This window comes from Kitasatospora sp. NPDC092039 (assembly GCF_044756065.1).
In the GTDB taxonomy this organism is placed as follows: Bacteria; Actinomycetota; Actinomycetes; order Streptomycetales; family Streptomycetaceae; genus Kitasatospora.
This window is the reverse complement of the sequence record NZ_JBIVSD010000007.1, coordinates 110387-127354: the sequence shown is the minus strand read 5'-3', so window position 1 is coordinate 127354 and position 16968 is coordinate 110387. Positions and strand designations below refer to the sequence as shown.

General features: G+C 73.6%; 15 protein-coding genes. 5 read left to right on the top strand and 10 right to left on the bottom strand.

The features are described from left to right. Positions 1 to 46: 46 nt before the first annotated feature. Positions 47 to 505: an Lrp/AsnC family transcriptional regulator gene (locus ACIQI7_RS16410; protein WP_355251808.1), complete on the bottom strand. Its 459-nt coding sequence runs from the start codon at positions 503 to 505 to the stop codon at positions 47 to 49. A gap of 289 nt (positions 506 to 794) precedes the next feature. Here ACIQI7_RS16410 and ACIQI7_RS16405 point away from each other — a divergent pair, with 289 nt between their 5' ends. Genes ACIQI7_RS16405 through ACIQI7_RS16395 form a run of 3 tightly spaced genes read left to right on the top strand, consistent with a single transcriptional unit; the run spans position 795 to position 3639 of the window. Then, entirely contained in the window at positions 795 to 1424 is a 630-nt protein-coding gene (locus ACIQI7_RS16405) for a LysE family translocator (protein ID WP_387757613.1), read from the top strand. 22 nt (positions 1425 to 1446) lie between these two features. After that, a complete protein-coding gene (locus tag ACIQI7_RS16400; protein WP_401110006.1) occupies positions 1447 to 2958 on the top strand; it encodes a CoA transferase in 1512 nt (503 codons plus the stop codon). Between the two features lie 45 nt (positions 2959 to 3003). Next, on the top strand, positions 3004 to 3639 hold the full coding sequence (locus tag ACIQI7_RS16395; RefSeq protein WP_401110003.1) for a DUF6461 domain-containing protein: 636 nt from the start codon (positions 3004 to 3006) through the stop codon (positions 3637 to 3639). A 108-nt stretch (positions 3640 to 3747) separates the two neighbouring features. On the opposite strand, the gene ACIQI7_RS16390 is transcribed toward ACIQI7_RS16395, so the two are convergent. After that, on the bottom strand, positions 3748 to 4347 hold the full coding sequence (locus ACIQI7_RS16390; protein WP_387757617.1) for an HdeD family acid-resistance protein: 600 nt from the start codon (positions 4345 to 4347) through the stop codon (positions 3748 to 3750). 250 nt (positions 4348 to 4597) lie between these two features. Between ACIQI7_RS16390 and ACIQI7_RS16385 the strand changes: the two genes are divergently transcribed. Continuing rightward, positions 4598 to 6421: an NAD-binding protein gene (locus tag ACIQI7_RS16385; protein ID WP_401110001.1), complete on the top strand. Its 1824-nt coding sequence runs from the start codon at positions 4598 to 4600 to the stop codon at positions 6419 to 6421. Positions 6422 to 6596: 175 nt separating this feature from the next. Here the strand turns inward: ACIQI7_RS16385 and ACIQI7_RS16380 are convergent, their stop codons facing one another. The 3 genes from ACIQI7_RS16380 to ACIQI7_RS16370 form a co-directional block, all read right to left on the bottom strand. Further along, positions 6597 to 7382 carry an enoyl-CoA hydratase gene (locus ACIQI7_RS16380; protein ID WP_387757620.1) on the bottom strand — a complete coding sequence of 262 codons (786 nt, stop codon included), beginning with the start codon at positions 7380 to 7382 and terminating at the stop codon, positions 6597 to 6599. Positions 7383 to 7600: 218 nt separating this feature from the next. Continuing rightward, complete coding sequence (locus ACIQI7_RS16375) at positions 7601 to 8686, bottom strand: enoyl-CoA hydratase/isomerase family protein (RefSeq protein WP_401109998.1); 1086 nt, start codon at positions 8684 to 8686, stop codon at positions 7601 to 7603. A 215-nt stretch (positions 8687 to 8901) separates the two neighbouring features. Continuing rightward, positions 8902 to 9555: a TetR/AcrR family transcriptional regulator gene (locus ACIQI7_RS16370; RefSeq protein ID WP_401109996.1), complete on the bottom strand. Its 654-nt coding sequence runs from the start codon at positions 9553 to 9555 to the stop codon at positions 8902 to 8904. A 101-nt stretch (positions 9556 to 9656) separates the two neighbouring features. On the opposite strand from ACIQI7_RS16370, the gene ACIQI7_RS16365 reads away from it, so the two are divergent. After that, entirely contained in the window at positions 9657 to 10430 is a 774-nt protein-coding gene (locus tag ACIQI7_RS16365; RefSeq protein WP_401109994.1) for an SDR family oxidoreductase, read from the top strand. Positions 10431 to 10578: 148 nt separating this feature from the next. Here the strand turns inward: ACIQI7_RS16365 and fahA are convergent, their stop codons facing one another. From fahA to ACIQI7_RS16340, 5 genes are all read right to left on the bottom strand, one after another. Next, a complete protein-coding gene (gene fahA, locus ACIQI7_RS16360) occupies positions 10579 to 11799 on the bottom strand; it encodes a fumarylacetoacetase (protein ID WP_401109991.1) in 1221 nt (406 codons plus the stop codon). After that, entirely contained in the window at positions 11796 to 12797 is a 1002-nt protein-coding gene (locus ACIQI7_RS16355) for a hypothetical protein (RefSeq protein WP_401109988.1), read from the bottom strand. The genes fahA and ACIQI7_RS16355 overlap by 4 nt, the downstream gene beginning before the upstream one ends. Next, on the bottom strand, positions 12794 to 13996 hold the full coding sequence (locus ACIQI7_RS16350; protein ID WP_401109985.1) for a homogentisate 1,2-dioxygenase: 1203 nt from the start codon (positions 13994 to 13996) through the stop codon (positions 12794 to 12796). Before ACIQI7_RS16350 ends, ACIQI7_RS16355 begins: the two co-directional genes overlap by 4 nt. A 117-nt stretch (positions 13997 to 14113) precedes the next feature. After that, positions 14114 to 15328 carry a 4-hydroxyphenylpyruvate dioxygenase gene (gene hppD / locus ACIQI7_RS16345; protein ID WP_387757631.1) on the bottom strand — a complete coding sequence of 405 codons (1215 nt, stop codon included), beginning with the start codon at positions 15326 to 15328 and terminating at the stop codon, positions 14114 to 14116. A gap of 230 nt (positions 15329 to 15558) precedes the next feature. Beyond that, positions 15559 to 16920, bottom strand: a complete 1362-nt coding sequence (locus tag ACIQI7_RS16340) for a phosphoribosyltransferase family protein (protein WP_401109982.1) — start codon at positions 16918 to 16920, stop codon at positions 15559 to 15561. Positions 16921 to 16968 lie beyond the last annotated feature (48 nt).

The window sequence follows — 16968 nt, the reverse complement described above, 5'->3', positions numbered from 1 at the left end:
TCGTCGGCCCCCGTACGGGTGGCCGCGCGGGCCCCCGGTTCGCACCCTACCCGCCGACCGGCAGCCCCCGGTCGGGCTTCACCTGCTTCATCGTCAGGTGCGAGTTGACCTGCGCGATGCCCGGCAGGCCGGAGAGCACGTCGGTGATGAAGCGCTCGTACGCGGCGATGTCGGCCACCGCGATCCGCAGCAGGTAGTCGGGTTCGCCGAACAGCCGGTGCGCCTCCACCACCTCCGGCAGCTCGGCCACCCGGCGCTCGAACTCGGCGACCGTCACCTGGTCCTCGTGACGCATGGTGATCGTCACGAAGGGCTGGAACCCGCGCCCGACCGCCGCGCCGTCCAGCACCGCCCGGTAGCCGCGGATCACTCCGTCCTGCTCCAGCTGGCGCACTCGGCGCAGGCAGGGGGAGGGGGTGAGGTCCACCCGCGCGGCCAGCTCGGTGTTGGTCAGACGCCCGTCCTGCTGGAGCTCGCGGAGGATTCTGCGGTCGATTCGGTCCATGGCGCAATATTCTGCCAAAACGCGCCTCCGACCAGTGAGAAGTCGCCATCGCGTGCCAGCCCCGTCCGGCTACCTTCAGTGACCGCACCGGTCAACGGGAGATCCCGGCCCCTGACCCGGGGCACTCCGGCCGGTGCGCCGGAGCCTCTCCAGCCGACCGCCGGAACCACCCCGGCCACCCGGCCCCCACCCGGAACTACCCCGGCCACCACCCGGGACACCCCCGGGAACCCCTGGCCGATGCGCCGGGCCCACACCGCGACGAGCACGACAGGCCACGCCCACGCCCATGGACACCCACGCCCTCCTCCTCTTCCTCGGAGTCGACCTGCTGCTGGTCTGCACCCCGGGCCCCGACTGGCTCTACATCGCCGCCCGAGGCCTCGGCCAGGGCCGCCGTGCCGCGCTGACCGCGGTCGGCGGGGTCTGCGCCGGGTACGCCGTCCACACCCTGCTCTCCAGCGCCGGACTGGCCGCCGCGCTGCGCGCCGTCCCGGCCGCCCTGCCCGTGCTGCGCCTCACCGGCGCCGCCTACCTGCTGGTGCTCGCCGTGATGATGCTGCTGGCACTGCGCAAGGGCGGGGGCGCCGCCGCCCTGGCCGCGCCCAAGCCGCAGCCCACCGCGACGGTGCTGCGCCAGAGCATGCTGACCGCGCTGCTCAACCCCAAGGGGCTGCTGCTCTACCTCTCCCTGGTGCCGCAGTTCGTCGATCCGGGCGCCGCGCTGCCGGTCGGCGGGCAGGTGCTCGCGCTCGGCTCGCTCAACGTGCTGGCCTGCGCGGTCGTGTACGGGCTGGTCGCGCACGCCAGCGGGCGGCTCGGCGGCCGCTTCGGCGGCACCCCGCAGGCGGCCCGCCGGATGACGATGGTCTCGGCGGTCCTGCTGATGCTGGTGGCGGGCGTCACGGCGAGCGCCTGAGAACCGGAGCACAATGCCGGACATGACTGATCGTCCGTTGCCAGAAGGAACCACCGGAACCACCGGAACCGCCGGGTCCGCCGGGTCCGCCGGGTCCGCCGGGTGTGTCGACGGCCCGACCGCCCACGCCTGGGCGGCGCTCGGCGGCCCGCCCGAACTGCTGGAATGGGTGGGCTTCCAGGGCCCGGACGACGTCCTGCCCTCCGGTCTCCCGGTGCGCCGGCTCGCCCGGGCGACCGTGGCCGTCTGTTCGCTGGCCGCGGCCGAACTCGCGGCCCACCGCACCGGCGCGCCCGTCCCCGCCGTCCTGGTGGACCAGGGGGCGGTCGCCACCGCCTTCGTCAGCGAGCGGCACCTGACGGTCGACGGCCGGACGCCCGTCACCTTCGCCCCGCACTCCGGCTTCTGGCGCACCGCCGACGGCTGGGTGCGCACCCACGCCAACTACCCGCACCACCGCGCCCGGCTGCTCGCTGCCCTCGGCCTCGCCGCGGACGCCGGCCCCGAGCAGCTCGCCGAGGTGCTCGGCAGGCTGCCGGCCGAGCGGATCCAGGAGCGCGCGTACGAGGCGGGAGCGCTCGCGGTGGCCGTCGCGCCGGTGAGCCCGGCCGTGCACCCCCTCGTGGAGCACCGGGAGACCGGTGCCGCCACGGGGGCCGCGCCGGTCCGCCCGCTCGGCGGGGCCCCGCTGGACCGGCCCGCCGCCGGGGTCCGGGTCCTCGACCTCACCCGGGTGATCGCCGGACCGGTCGCCACCCGCACCCTGGCCCTGCTCGGTGCCGACGTCCTGCGCGTCGACTCGCCCCGGCTGCCGGAGGCCGACGACGCCCACGCCGACACCGGCTTCGGCAAGCGCTCCACCCGGCTCGACCTGGCCGCGCCGGCCGACCGTGCCGTCTTCGAGGACCTGCTCGCCACCGCCGACGTCCTCGTCACCGGCTACCGCCCCGGCGCCCTCGACGCCTACGGCCTGAGCCCGGAGGCGCTGTTCGCCCGCCGCCCGGACCTGGTCCTCGCCCAGATCCGCGCCTGGGGCTGGACCGGCCGATGGGCCGGCCGGCGCGGCTTCGACAGCCTGGTCCAGGCGGGCGTCGGCATCGCCGCCCACGAGTTCGTCCGCGAGACTCCCCACGCCGCCGGCCACGAGTCCACCCGCGCCGCCGCACCCGGGTCCGCCCCTGAAAGCCGTCCCGGTGTGCTGCCCGCCCAGGCCCTCGACCACGGCACCGGCTACCTCCTCGCCGCCGCCGTCCTGCGCTCCCTCACCGACCAGCGCACCCGTCGCCCCGGCGGACGCCACCTGCGCTTCTCCCTCGCCGGCACGGCCTCCTGGCTGCTGCACGGCATCGAACCGGAGGAGACGCCGCGGGGCGTCCCGTCCGAGCCGTACGACCCCTCCCGGTGGCTCGCCGAGACCGACTCCGACTACGGGCGGCTGCGCCACGCCCTGCCGCCGATCGGGTACGAGGGAGCGCCCACCGACTGGTCGCGCCCGCCGGGGCGCTGGGGGACGGACGAGCCGGTCTGGCTCTGAACCTCCGGCGGGTGGCTGTCCGAGGCGTCTGGCAGCATCGCCGTCATGACCGCACACGCCACCGACTACACCTGGTTCGACGAGCGCTACCCGGACCTGGGCGAGGCCTACTGCCTCACCCGGGCGCAGGGGCTCACGGCCGACGAGCTGCTGCGCCGCTTCGACGCCCTGCCGGGGAGCGACGCCGTCGGCCTGGGGGCGGTGATGGCCCGCTGGGACGCCTACCTGGACGAGGAGGACGAGGAGGCCGAGGCGCTGTTCGACCTCACCGAGGACCGGCTGCTCGTCGCGGTGACCGAACTCGACGGCTGGGCTCTCGCGATCGAGCCGAACGGCTACCTCGGCACCCTGGACACGGTGATCCCCCGGCTCGGTGAGGGCACCCGGCTGGTCTCGCACTTCCGCAACGTCAACGCCGTGGACCACTTCCACTGGTGGGAGCACGGCGTCCGGCGGCTGCACTTCGAGCCGCTCTTCCCCACCCAGCGGGACGGCACGGACGCCGAGGCCCCCGGCGTCCCGGAGCTGCTGACCGCCTGCGGCTTCGAGCTGGAGACGGAGGCGTACGGCCTGTGCGGCGAGGCCGCGTTCGCACTCGCCGAGCGGCTGACGGACGTCCGGCTCGACCCGGAACGCCTGGAGGCCGCTACCTTCCGGATCGGCTTCGCGCCGCGCCCGTAACAGTCGACGGGCGGTGGGCGGCTCCGGCCGGCAGGTGACGGCTTCCACGAGGTGGCGCCTCCGGCGAGGCGGCTACCGCGCGAGGTGACGTCCCGTGGGGTGGGGCGGTCAGACCCCCGACGGGATCCGCCTGGCCTGGCCGCGCACCTGGATCGCCGTCACGATCTCGACGAGGCCCAGGATCACCAGCCAGCAGCCCGCCAGCACGGTCAGCGCGGTGATCGACCCGACCGGCCAGACCATCAGCAGCACGCCGGCCAGGGTGTTGGCCACGCCCGCGAAGGCCTGCCAGGCGCGGGCGGGCATCAGCGGGTCGGAGAGCGCGGCGGCGAGCTGGGTGATCCCGCGGAACAGCCAGCCGATCCCGATCCAGAGCGCGAGCAGCAGCAGCGACTGCACCGCGCTGCGGAAGCAGAGCAGTCCCAGCAGCACGCAGATCGCGCCGCTGATGAAGGCCAGCACCCGCAGCGCGGTGGTGGAGTGGGTGCCGAACGCGGCGACCAGCTGCACGATGCCGATCACCAGCAGGTAGAGGCCGAACAGGACGCCCACCACCAGGAGCGTCTCCCGGGGCCAGGCGAAGACCACGATCCCGAGGGCGAGGGAGGCGAGTCCGGCGACCAGCAGGACCTGCCAGGCGGCCTTGGCGAGCAGTCCGAGCGGGCCCTGGACCGGGGTGCCGTCGGGGGTGATGATCGGAGGGGCCACGGTGGCGTACTCCTCGGGCTGACGCCGGGCGACGGGCGACGGGTGCCGTGCTGGTCGGGCGCGACGCGGGTACGAGGCGGGTGCGACGCGGGACGGGCGGGGTCGGGTCGGCCGGCTGACGGGCAGGGAACGTACCCCAGCCTCTCCGCGCCACGGCGGGGCCGCGCGCCCGGTACGGCCGTTCGGGGGATCCGCCGCGGTCGCCGGAACGTCACCCTCCGGACACTTTCCGTCGATAACATCCGTCAATATGACTTCTGAAGGGTGGGGGACCCCTCCGGTCGAGCCGATCAGCCAGCACTACATCGTCTGCGGGGGCAACGCGCTGGCACACCGACTGGTCCGGGAACTCGTCGAGCACTACGAGGTCCCGGTCGTCGTCCTGGTCGCCGACCGAACCCGTGACCACGCGCCGCAGATCGAACAACTCTCCGGCGTCGCGGCCGTCGTGGAGTACGCCAGCGTCACCGAGGAGGCGCTGCGCGCGGTGTCCATCGGCACCGCGCGCGGTCTCGCCCTGGTCGAGGGGAGCGACCAGGAGAACATCCACGCGGCGCTCAGCGCCCAGAACCACAACCCGGACATCCGCATCGTGTTCCGGATGTTCAACCAGCGGCTCGGCGAGAACATCGAACGGTTGCTCAGGAACGGTGCCGCGCTCTCCGGCTCCGCCACCGCCGCCCCGGCCTTCGCCTCCGCGGCGCTCGGGCGGCCCAACTCGGTGGAGGTCGACGGGCGTTACCTGCACATCGCGTTCGACGACGACATCACCTCCGACCGGATCTGCGTGGTCGCCGACCACATCGACCGGCAGGACCTCGGCAGGATCCGACTGCTGCCCGAGCAGCAGGGCGACTCGGCCGAATTCGTCCGGTTCGCCCGGGAGTTCGGCGACAACGGGCCGATCCGCCCCGGCGACCTGCGACGCGGACCGGTGTCGTCGGCCGACCCCGCCCCGGAGGAGGAACCGGGCGGCCGGGCGGCGCTCCAGGCCCTGCGGATCGAGCCCCGGGAGCCGATCGACTGGAAGCGGCGGGTGCGCTGGCGGCTGCTCGACACCATGCGCTTCTTCACCAGCGCCCGGATGCGGCTGGTGCTGCTCACCGCCCTCGCGGCCGTGCTGCTGGCCTTCGGGGTGCTCTGGTACCTGAACCGGAACTTCGGCTGGACCGTCTACATCACGCTGCTCGACCTGGCCGGCGCCGCCCAGCCGGACCAGCTCTCCGACATCGCCGACGGGACGGGCACCGGCGGGTTCTGGCAGCGGGTCGCGCAGGTGGTGATCACCATCTGCGGGATCACCTTCGCGCCGGTCGCCACCGCCATCGCGGTCGAGGTGCTGGGCTCCGGGCGGCGCGGGCAGCCGCGCAACCCCGGGGCGGGCACCCGGGACCACGTGATCGTCGTCGGCCTCGGCAACGTCGGCACGCGGGTCGCGACCCAGCTGCACGACATGGGCGTGCCGGTGGTCTGCATGGAGCGGGACCCGCAGGCGCGCGGCATCGCCGCCGTACGGGCGCTGGGGATCCCGGTGGTGCTGGGCGACGGACCGTTCGAGCAGCAGCTGCGCCGGGCCCGGCTGAAGCACAGCCGGGCGCTGGTCGCGGTCAGCGGGGACGACGCCACCAACCTGGAGGCGGCCCTGGAGGCGCGCCACGGCAATCCCGGGGTCCGGGTGGTGGTGCGGCTGTTCGAGGACGACTTCGCCGGCCACTTCTACAGGACGCTGGACAACGCGGCCTCCCGGTCGGTGTCCTACCTGGCCGCGCCCGCCTTCGCGGCGGCGCTGATGGGGCGCGAGGTGCGCGGGACGCTGTCGGTGCTCCGGCACGTGCTGCTGATCGCCGAGCTGAAGGCGGAGGACGGCAGCGGACTGATCGGGTTGAACCGGCACGACCTGGAGGACCCGGGCGGCGTCCGGGTGATCGCCGTGCGCCTCGCCCACGGCGGGCCGTTGCAGTGGAACTTCGCGGACCGCACCCGGCGGCTCGCCCCGGGCGACCAGATCGTGGTCGCCGCCACCCGCAGCGGACTCGCCCGGCTGAACACGGTGGCGGTGGAGGAGGAGGGGTGAGCGCGGCGGAGGGGCGCCGGCTCTCGGGGGGAAGGCAGCAGTCGGCAGTGGACAACCGACAACTGACAACCGACGGCCGACCGCGAACAGCCGACAGCGAACAGCCGACAGAGTTCAGCTGACAGATTTCATCATCTGAAATCTGTCAGCTGTCATCTGTCAGCCGTCCCCGTCGTCAGCGGTTCTGGAACTCCGGCGGGCGCTTCTCGGCGAAGGCCGCCATGCCCTCCTTCTGGTCCGCCGTGGCGAAGGCCGCGTGGAAGAGCCGGCGCTCGAAGCGGACGCCCTCGGCCAGGGTGGTCTCGAAGGCGCGGTTGACGCTCTCCTTCATCATGACCGCCGCCGGGGCGGACATCGCCGCGACCGTCTCGGCGGTGGCCAGCGCCTCGGACAGCAGCTGGTCCGCGGGGACGATCCGGGAGACCAGCCCGGCCCGCTCGGCCTCCTCGGCGCCCATCATCCGACCGGTCAGGCACAGCTCCATGGCCTTGGCCTTGCCGACCGCCCGGGTCAGCCGCTGCGAGCCGCCGATGCCGGGAATGACCCCGAGCTTGATCTCCGGCTGTCCGAACTTCGCGGTGTCCGCCGCCAGCAGGATGTCGCACAGCATCGCCAGCTCGCAGCCACCGCCCAGGGCGAACCCGGCCACCGCCGCGACCACCGGCTTGCGCAGGGCGCCGAGCCGGTCCCACGGGCCCAGCCAGTCGTCCAGGTAGACGTCCGGGAACCGGTTGCCCTGCATCTCCTTGATGTCGGCGCCGGCCGCGAAGGCCTTCTCCGAGCCGGTGATCACCAGACAGCCGATCTCCGGGTCCCGGTCGAAGGCGGTCGCGGCGGCGACCACCTCGTTCATCAGCTGGGTGTTCAGCGCGTTGAGCGCCTTGGGCCGGTTGAGCGTGATCAGCCCCACCCGGCCCTTGCGCTCGACCAGGATCGTCTCGTAGGTCTCGGTCTCGGTCATCGCCGTCGACTCCCATTTCCGCTGCTCGGCGCCCGTGGGCGCGCCCTGACCACCCAACGATCTACGAAGCGCCCCGTCTCGCGCCAGTCTTGGTATGCGAGACGCCGGTCACCAGACGGACCCCGGGACAGCGGGGCCGGTTGCCCCCGGCCGGGGTCGGCGGGGGACCGGCCGGTTCACGGGCGGCTCGAGGCGTGCCGGTGGAGGAGGGGCGGGGGTCAGCCCAGGCCCAGTTCGTCACCCTCCCGCGGGGCGAGGAAGCGGGCGACGTCCGCCTCCGTCACCTCGGCGAGCGTGCCGGGATTCCAGCGGGGGGTGCGGTCCTTGTCGATCACCTGCGCGCGGATGCCCTCGACCATGTCATGGCTCTCCAGCGCGGTGCAGGAGATCCGGTACTCCTGGTCGAGCACGGCCTCCAGTGAGGGGAGCGTGCGGGCGCGGCGCAGCGCGGCCAGCGTGGTCTTCACGGCGGTGGGGGAGTTCGCCAGGACGGCTTCGGCGGCCTCCTTGGCCTCCGGAACGCCGGAGTCCAGCAGCCGGTCGACGATCTCCTCGACCGTGTCGGCCGCGTAGCAGGCGTCGATCCAGGGGCGCTGGGCGGCCAGCGCGGCGGGCGGCGCGGGCTCGGCGTGCGCGGCGACGAGACCGGTGACGAGGGCGGTGACCTCGGCGGTGGTGCTCCCGGTCGCCGCGGCGGTGCTCCGGGCCAGGGCGTCGAGCAGGTCGGGCACGCGCGAGGAGGACACGAAGTGGTCCGCGAAGCCGCAGAGCAGGGCGTCGCCCGGGCCCATCGAGGCCGCGGTGAGCCCGAGGTGGGTGCCCAACTCGCCCGGGGCGAGGGCGAGCAGCCGACTGCCGCCGACGTCCGGCACGATGCCGATCCGGGTCTCGGGCATCGCGACGGTGGAGCGCTCGGTGACGATCCGCACCGCGCCGTGGGCGGACACGCCGACGCCGCCGCCCATGGTGATGCCGTCCAGCACCGCGACGTACGGCTTCGGGTAGCGGGCGGTCAGCGCGTTCAGCCGGTACTCGTCGCGGAAGAAGGCCCGGGTGCCGGCCCCGCCCGCCTTGGCGTCGTCGTGCATCGCGCGGATGTCGCCGCCCGCGCACAGGCCGCGCTCGCCCGCGCCGGTCAGCACGACGGCGCGTATCCGGTCGTCCGTGGCCCAGTCGTCCAGGGTGGCTCGCAGGGCGGTGACCATGCCGTGGGTCAGCGAGTTGAGCGCCCGCGGACGGTTCAGCACGAGCCGTCCGACGCCGCCGTCCAGGAACGCCTGGACCTCCGCCACCTCTGTGCTCATCGGGCCAAGCTCCCGTTCCTCGGTGATGTCGACGTCCGCCGGAGTCCGCCGGTGTCCACCGGGACCGGTCGGCGTCCGCTGTCCGTTCCTGCCGGCGCGGCCGTTCCTCCAGGCCGGGCCATTCCTCCCGGCCCCGGCCGGCTTCCGCGATCCACCGTACCGGGGCGGGTGGGCAGTTGTGATCACCGGGCCGGGGGCGGGGAGTCCGGCGCGGCTCAGGGCCAGGCGCGCAGGGCGAGTTCGGCGGTCCGGGCCAGGTCGGCGGCGGTGGCGCCGTCCCGGGCCTGCTGGGACATCCCCTGGAGGACGGTGCCGAGGTAGCCGGCCAGCGCCTTGGGATCGGCCTCAGGCGGCAGTTCGCCGTCCTGCCGGGCCTGGGACAGCCGGGCCTCGAAGGTCCGCAGGTTCGCGTTGCGCAGCTCGCGCAGCTGGGCCTGGACACCGGCGTCCTGCGGGGTGACGTTGGTGGCGGCGGAGATCACCAGGCAGCCGGCCGGGTGGGACGGGTCGGGGTAGACGGCGGCGGCCTCGCGCAGGATGCGGGCGAAGGCGCCGTACGCGGTCGGCTCCTCCGCCAGTGCGACGGTCGCGAACGCGCCGACGGGGGAGCGGCCGTACTGGCGGACAACCTCCTCGAACAGCGACCGCTTGTCGCCGAAGGCCGCGTACAGGCTGCCGGGGCGGATGCCCATGGCGCTGGTGAGGTCGGTGATCGAGGTGGCCTCGTAGCCGTGCTGCCAGAAGAGCCGGGTGGCCGTGGCGAGTGCCTCGTCGCGGTCGAAGGCCGGCGGGCGGCCGCGTCGGGGGGCCGGCCCGGGGCTGGTCGTGCCGCTGCCGGACGCCGCTGTCGGCTTCTGCGCCTCTGTCATGCGCCGAATTTTAGAGCACTCGCTCAAGAAGTGTGTGCTAGCGTCTTTCTTGATCGAACGCTCAACAATGACGCGGAGTGCAAACAGGAGGGGGCCCGGCCATGGGCGCGTACGGACTTCGGGGCAAGACGGCGCTGGTCACCGGCGGCAGCAGGGGGATCGGCCGGGCCATCGCCCGGCGGCTCGGGCGGGACGGCGCCACCGTCGCCGTCGGCTACGCCCGGGACGGGGCGGCGGCCGAGGAGGTGGTGGCCGGCATCCGCGCCGACGGCGGGCGAGCGTTCGCGCTGCGGGCCGAACTCGGCCGGCACGGTGACGCCGCCGCGCTCTGGGCGGCCTTCGACGCCGGGATCGGGGCGCACGCTCCGGACGGCGGGGTGGACATCATCGTGAACAACGCCGGCATCGGGCGCAGTTCGGACCTCGAGTCGCTGACCGAGGAGGACTTCGACGCGGTGTTCGCGGTCAACGTCCGGGCGCCGTTCTTCGTGGTGCAGCACGGGCTGGAGCGGCTGCGGGACGGCGGCCGGATCATCAACGTCTCCAGCGGCGCAGCCCGGCTGGCGATGCCCGAGATCATCGCCTACGGCGCGACCAAGGGCGCGCTGGACACCTTCACCCTCAACCTCGCCAAGCAGCTCGGCCCGCGCGGGATCACGGTGAACTCGGTCGCGCCCGGCATCGTGGACACCGATGTCAACGCGGGCTGGCTGCGCGGCAACGCGGAGGCGGAGGCGTACGCGGCGTCGGTCGCCGCGCTCGGCCGGGTGGGGCAGCCGGAGGACATCGCGGACATCGTCGCCTTCCTCGCCTCCGACGACGCCCGCTGGGTGACCGGGCGGGTCGTCGACGCCACCGGCGGGGCGGGGCTGTAGTTAGTTCGGACCGAGCGTGCCACCGGGGGCGGGGCGGTGGGCAGAGGTGGGCGAACGGATGACAGCTGACAGATGATGAAATCTGTCAGCTGTCATCCGTTGTCCGTCATCTGTTATTCGTCGCTCGTGATGCCTCGGCGCGCCGCCCTCAACCCCGCACGCGCCCGGTGACCTCGCCGAACCCGATCACGGCGCCGTCCGGCCCGGGCGCGGTGGCGGTGATGGACACCTCGTCGCCGTCCTCCAGGAACGTCCGGGTCGACCCGTCCGGAAGCTTCAGCGGCTCCTCGCCGTTCCAGGTCAGCTCGATCAGCGCACCCCGGGTGTCCCGCTCAGGCCCGCTGACCGTCCCCGAGGCGAACAGGTCGCCGGTGCGCAGCGAGGCGCCGTTGACGGTCATGTGGGTCAGCTGCTGCTGCGCCGTCCAGTACATGGTGGCGAACGGCGGCCGGGAGACCGGGTGCCCGTTCAGCCGGACCTCCATCGCCAGGTCCAGGCCCCACGGCTCGCCGCCCCGGTCGTCCAGGTACGCCAGCGGCTCGACGTCGCGCTCCGGCGGGGTGACCCGGGCGTGCTCCAGGGCGTCCAGCGGGACGATCCACGGCGAGACCGAGGTCGCGAAGGACTTGCCGAGGAACGGGCCGAGCGGCACGTACTCCCAGGCCTGGATGTCGCGCGCCGACCAGTCGTTGAGCAGGCAGACGCCGAACACGTGCTCGCGGAAGTCGTCCAGCACGACCGGTCGGCCCAGCTCCGACGGCGCGCCGACGACGAAGCCGACCTCGGCCTCGATGTCCAGCCGGCGCGACGGCCCGAAGCCCGGCGCGGCGTCGGTGGGTGCCTTGCGCTGCCCGTGCGGCCGCACCACCGGCGTGCCGGAGACCACGACCGTGCCCGCCCGCCCGTGGTAACCGATCGGCAGGTGCTTCCAGTTGGGGGTGAGCGGCTCCGAGCCCGGGCGGAAGATCCGGCCCAGGTTGGTGGCGTGGTGCTCCGAGGCGTAGAAGTCGACGTAGTCGGCCACCTCGAACGGCAGGTGCAGCTCCACCTCGTCGGCGGGCACCAGAGCCGGCGACAGCGCCTCGCGGAAGGACTCGTCGGTGAGCCAGGTGGTCAGGTCCGCCCGCACCCGGGTCCAGACCGGACGCCCCGCCGCCATCAGCGGGTTGAGCGAGTCCGCCTCCAGCAGCGCCGACGGCGAGCCGGCCGCGCGGGCGGCCGCCCCGGCGTCCAGCACGAAGTCCCCGACGCGCACGCCGATCCGGCGCCGCCCGGGCTGGTCGGCGGCGGTGAAGACGCCGTACGGCAGGTTGTGCACGCCGAACGGCGAGTCCTGGGCGCTGGCGAGCCAGCTGCGGGGGGTGGTCAACGGTCCTCCTGGTGCAGTGGACTGGGCGACGACAGCAGGCCGAGCGCGGCCAGGTCGCCCAGGGGATCGGCGATGCTACAGGTGCCGAACGCGGTGAACGAGTTCCGGATCACGGTAACCTGATGGACCGTCAGTGCCCGAACCGCCTTGGCCAGCACCTCGCCATCGCGCTCCGCCAGCACCGCCGCGGCGGCCGCCCGGTCGGTCTCCTGCGCGGCCAGCAGCACGTTCAGGAAGCCGTGGTGCTCGAATCCGGTCTCCGGATCGGTGTGCCGGACGGCGTTGTGCAGGCCGGCCGTGCACTTGTACGGCAGTCCGCGCCGCGCGCAGCCGGTGAGGAAGGCGGCCAGCTCGTCCTCGTCCGGGAAGGCCTCGGCGACCAGCCCGCCGGTGCGGAACTTCGCCCGGTACGGACTGTCCACCAGCACGTCCAGGACGGCGTCCAGGGCGTCCCCGCGCAGGAGTTCGCGCGGAAGTTCGACGGCGGCCGGGACGTCGGGCGGCAGCAGCCGGTCCAGCGCGGCCACCGCCTCGGCGGCGTCCCGGGCGGCCAGCTCGACGCCGGCCAGCTCGAACGGCGCGGCGGCGGCGAGCGCCGGGGCGAGCTCGGTGCTGCCCCCCGGCAGCACCAGCCCGACCTTGAGCGGCCCGTGGCCCGCCGCCCTGCCGTCCGCCCCCGCCGGGTCCCCCGCTGTCGCGGCGGCCGTCACCGCCGGGGTACCCGGGGAAGCGGAAGGGCCCGCGGCCGCCGGCGAGTTCGAGACCGCCCCGGCCAGCTCGCCCACCCGGCCGGCTCCGCAGAGGAAGGGGCCGACCGCCTCGGCGTACCAGGCCGCGCGGTGCACGCGGTGCGCGGGCACCGCCTCGACGACCGGCAGGTTCCCGGGAGGGAACACCGCCGCGTCGTCGAACAGCCCGCGGAACAGCTCGGGGATCGTGCCCGGGGGCGCACCGGGAATCCCGCCCGGGGCCGAGCCCCCCGTAGGCAGTGCGCTCATCGCCCGGGCCCCCGACCGGCCCAGGTCCAGGCGTAGTCGCCGTCCTCGACGGCCCGGCCGCCCTCGCCGAGTTCCAGCGGGCGGAAGGTGTCCACCATGACGGCCAGCTCGTCGAAGAACTCCGCGCCGATGCTGCGCTCGTACGCCCCGGGCTGCGGCCCGTGGGTGTGCCCGCCGGGGTGCAGCGAGATCGAGCCCTGGCCGATGCCGGAGCCCTTGCGGGCCGCGTAGTCGCCGCCGCAGTAGAACATGACCTCGTCGCTGTCCACGTTGGCGTGGTAGTACGGCACCGGGATCGCCAGCGGGTGGTAGTCCACCTTGCGCGGAACGAAGTTGCAGATCACGAAGCCGTTGCCCTCGAACACCTGGTGGGCCGGCGGCGGCTGGTGGATCCGGCCGGTGATCGGCTCGAAGTCCCTGATGTTGAAGGCGTACGGGTACAGGCAGCCGTCCCAGCCGACCACGTCGAAGGGGTGGTGCGGCACCGTGTAGCGGGTACCCGCGATCCCGTTCGGTCCGCGGTGCTTGACCAGCACGTCGACGTCCCCGGGGGCGTCGACGACCAGCGGGCCGACCGGTCCGCGGAAGTCCCGTTCGCAGTACGGCGCGTGCTCCAGCAGCTGCCCGTACTTGGAGAGGTAGCGCTTGACCGGGGTGATGTGGCTGTTCGCCTCGATGCAGTACGCGCGCAGCGGCTCGTCGCCGGCCGGCACCCAGCGGTGGGTGGTGGCGCGCGGGATGATCACGTAGTCGCCCTGCCCGACCTCGATCGAGCCGAAGACCGTCTCGACCGTGCCGGAGCCGGACTCCACGTACACGCACTCGTCGCCGAGTCCGTTGCGGTAGAGCTCGCTCGGGGCCCCGGCGGCGACGTACGAGATCCGCACGTCGCCGTTGCCGAGGACCAGCCGACGGCTGCCGACGACGTCCGCGGACTTCCAGTCCTGGTCCGCGAACAGCTCGTGCAGCTTGAGGTGACGGGGGAGGAGCGGGTGGTTGGGCACCGTGGACTGGTCCGGCAGCTCCCAGGGCACCGCGTTGACCACCGCCGAGGGGATGCCCCGGTGGTAGAGCAGCGAGGAGTCCGAGGAGAACCCCTCCTCGCCCATCAACTCCTCGTAGTACAGCCCGCCTTCGGGGGTGCGGTGCTGGGTGTGCCGCTTGGGCGGGATGCTGCCCAGCTGCCGGTAGTACGCCATCTCCGTGGTCCTCCTCGACCGTTTGGCAGAGATCCGCTCGTCAGAGACCAGCTCGTCGGAGACCCGCTCGTCGGAGACCCGTTGGTCGGCCACCCGATCGTCGGATCCCGTCGACGCTCACAGGTTGCCGCGTCGGTCCTGCTCGCGCTCGATGGACTCGAAGAGCGCCTTGAAGTTGCCCTTCCCGAAGCCGAGCGAACCGTGCCGCTCGATGAACTCGTAGAAGACGGTGGGGCGGTCGCCGATCGGCTTGGTGAAGATCTGCAGCAGGTAGCCGTCCTCGTCGCGGTCGACCAGGATGCCGCGCTTCTTCAGCTCCTCGATCGGCACCCGGACCTTGCCGATCCGCTCGCGCAGCTCCGGGTCGTCGTAGTAGGCGTCCGGGGTGGCGAGGAACTCCACGCCGCGCGCCCGCAGCACGTCCACGGTGGTGAGGATGTCGTTGGTGGCGAGCGCCATGTGCTGGCAGCCGGGGCCGGTGTAGAACTCCAGGTACTCGTCGATCTGGGACTTCTTCTTGGCGACGGCCGGCTCGTTGAGCGGGAACTTCACCCGGTGGTTGCCGCTGGCGACGACCTTGGACATCAGCGCGGAGTAGTCGGTGGCGATGTCGTCGCCGACGAACTCGGCCATGTTCACGAAGCCCATCACGCGGTTGTAGAACGCCACCCACTCGTCCATCCGGCCCAGCTCGACGTTGCCGACGGCGTGGTCGAGGGCCTGGAAGAGGCGCTTGGGCGAGCCCTCCGGGTGGGTGACCCGGCTCTCCGCGACGACGTAGCCCGGCAGGTACGGGCCGTGGTAGCGGGAGCGGTCGATCAGGGTGTGGCGGGTCTCGCCGTAGGTGGCGATGGCCGCGCGGCGCACGGTGCCGTTCTCGTCCGAGACGTCGTTCGGCTCCTCCAGCACGGTGGCGCCGGACGCGCGGGCGTGCTCGATGCACTTGTCGACGTCCGGGACCTCCAGGGCGAGGTCGACGACGCCGTCGCCGTGACGGCGGTGGTGGTCCAGCAGCGGGCTGTCCGGCTGGACGCCGCCCTTGATCACGAAGCGGCAGGAGCCCGAGCGGAGCACGTACGACTTGCGGTCCCGACGGCCGGTCTCCGGGCCGGAGTAGGCGACCAGCTCCATGCCGAAGACGACCTGGTAGAACTGCGCCGTCTGGGTGGCGTTGCCGACCACGAAGACGACCGCGTCCTGCGCCGTCACCGGGAACGGGTCGGCGGCCGCGTCGTGCTCGACGAGGCCGACGAGGCGGCGCAGCTGGTCGGCGTCAAGACCGGCCTCGCGCTCCTCGGGGGTCAACTCAAGGGCGTGGGTCTGCGGGGTCATCGCTCGTTCCTCCACTTCGGGCCTCGCCGTCGAGGCATCCGCTGGATCGCGACCGCACCGAACGGGGTGGGCGGTGTGGTTGCGGAGAGCTTGCTCCTGTCGGGGTGGTTGGGCAACAGGTCGGATTCTGACTGCTCAATGTGTACAAGCTGATCAGAAAATCCCGCTGTCGGCTGCGCAAAATGTGCTGCCGACCGGGAGTGATGCCCGAAGACTGTGCAATGGGACGGTCAGGCACTTCCGGGGCCGACGGGGCGCGGGAGGTGGCGGAGGAACCAGTCCGAGGCCAGCTCGGCGACCCGGTCCAGCGTCCCCGGCTCCTCGAACAGGTGGCTCGCGTGCGGCACCACCGCCAGCGCGGTCTCGCAGCGCAGCCGGCTCCGGGCCCGCCGGTTGAGGTCCAGCACGGTGGGGTCCAGGGAGCCGACGACGAGCAGCGTCGGCGCGCGGACCTGGGCCAGCGTGTCGGGTGCGGCGAGGTCCGGGCGGCCGCCCCGGGAGACCACGGCGCGCACGGCGGAGCCCAGCTCCGCGGCGGTGTGCAGCGCGGCCGCGGCCCCGGTGCTGGCGCCGAACAGACCGAGCGGCAGGCCCCGGGTCTCGGGCACGGCGGTGTCCGGGGCGTCCTCCGCCGTGCCCAGCCGCCGGGCGACGGCGGTCAGCCGGCCGCCCAGCATCGCCACGTCGAACACGTTCCGCCGGTCGGCCTCCTCGGCCTCGGTGAGCAGGTCGAACAACAGCGTGGCCAGCCCGGTGCGGTTCAGGTACTCGGCGACCCGCCGGTTGCGCGGGCTGTGCCGGCCGCTGCCGCTGCCGTGCGCGAAGACGACGACCCCGCGCGCGCCGGCCGGGACGGTCAGCCGGCCGGCCAGACGGACCCCGGCGACGGGCAGCAGCAGCTCGCGGTCCACCCCGGACGAGCCCGCGGGCGGGTCGTCGCGGGCCTCGGCCAGCAGCCGCAGCACCTCCTCGTCCTCGGTCTGCGAGAAGTCGGCGTAGAACTCGCCGATCGCGTAGAACGGGGACGGCGTGTCGACGCAGACCAGCTCGTCGGCGACGTCGCCGAGGCGCTCGACCCAGTCCGCGGGCGCGACCGGCACCGCGAGCACCACCCGGTCCGCGCCGCGCTCCCGGACGATCTGGCAGGCCGCCCGGGCGGTGGACCCGGTGGCGATGCCGTCGTCCACCACCACCACGGTGCGTCCGCGCAGGTCGGTGGGCGGCCGGCCGCCGCGGTAGCGGCGGGCCCGGCGCGCCAGCTCGGCGCGCTCCAGCCGCTCCACCTCGGCCAGTTGCCCGTCGGTGACCGAGGAGAACCGGATGACCTGGTCGTTCAGCACCCGGACGCCGTCCTCGCCGATCGCCCCCATGCCGAGCTCGGGCTGGTAGGGCACGCCGAGCTTGCGGATCACGCAGATGTCCAGTGGCGCGCCGAGCGCCGCGGCGACCTCGGCGGCCACCGGTACGCCGCCCCGCGGCAGCGCCACGACCACGGTGTCGGGGTCGGCCAGGTGGCCGAGCCGGGCGGCCAGTCGACGGCCTGCCTCGGTGCGGTCGGCGAAGCGGGTGAAGTGGGTTCCGGTGACGTGCATGACACGGCCTCCGGTTCCACCGTACGTCGTTCCGGCCGGGTCTGGGCG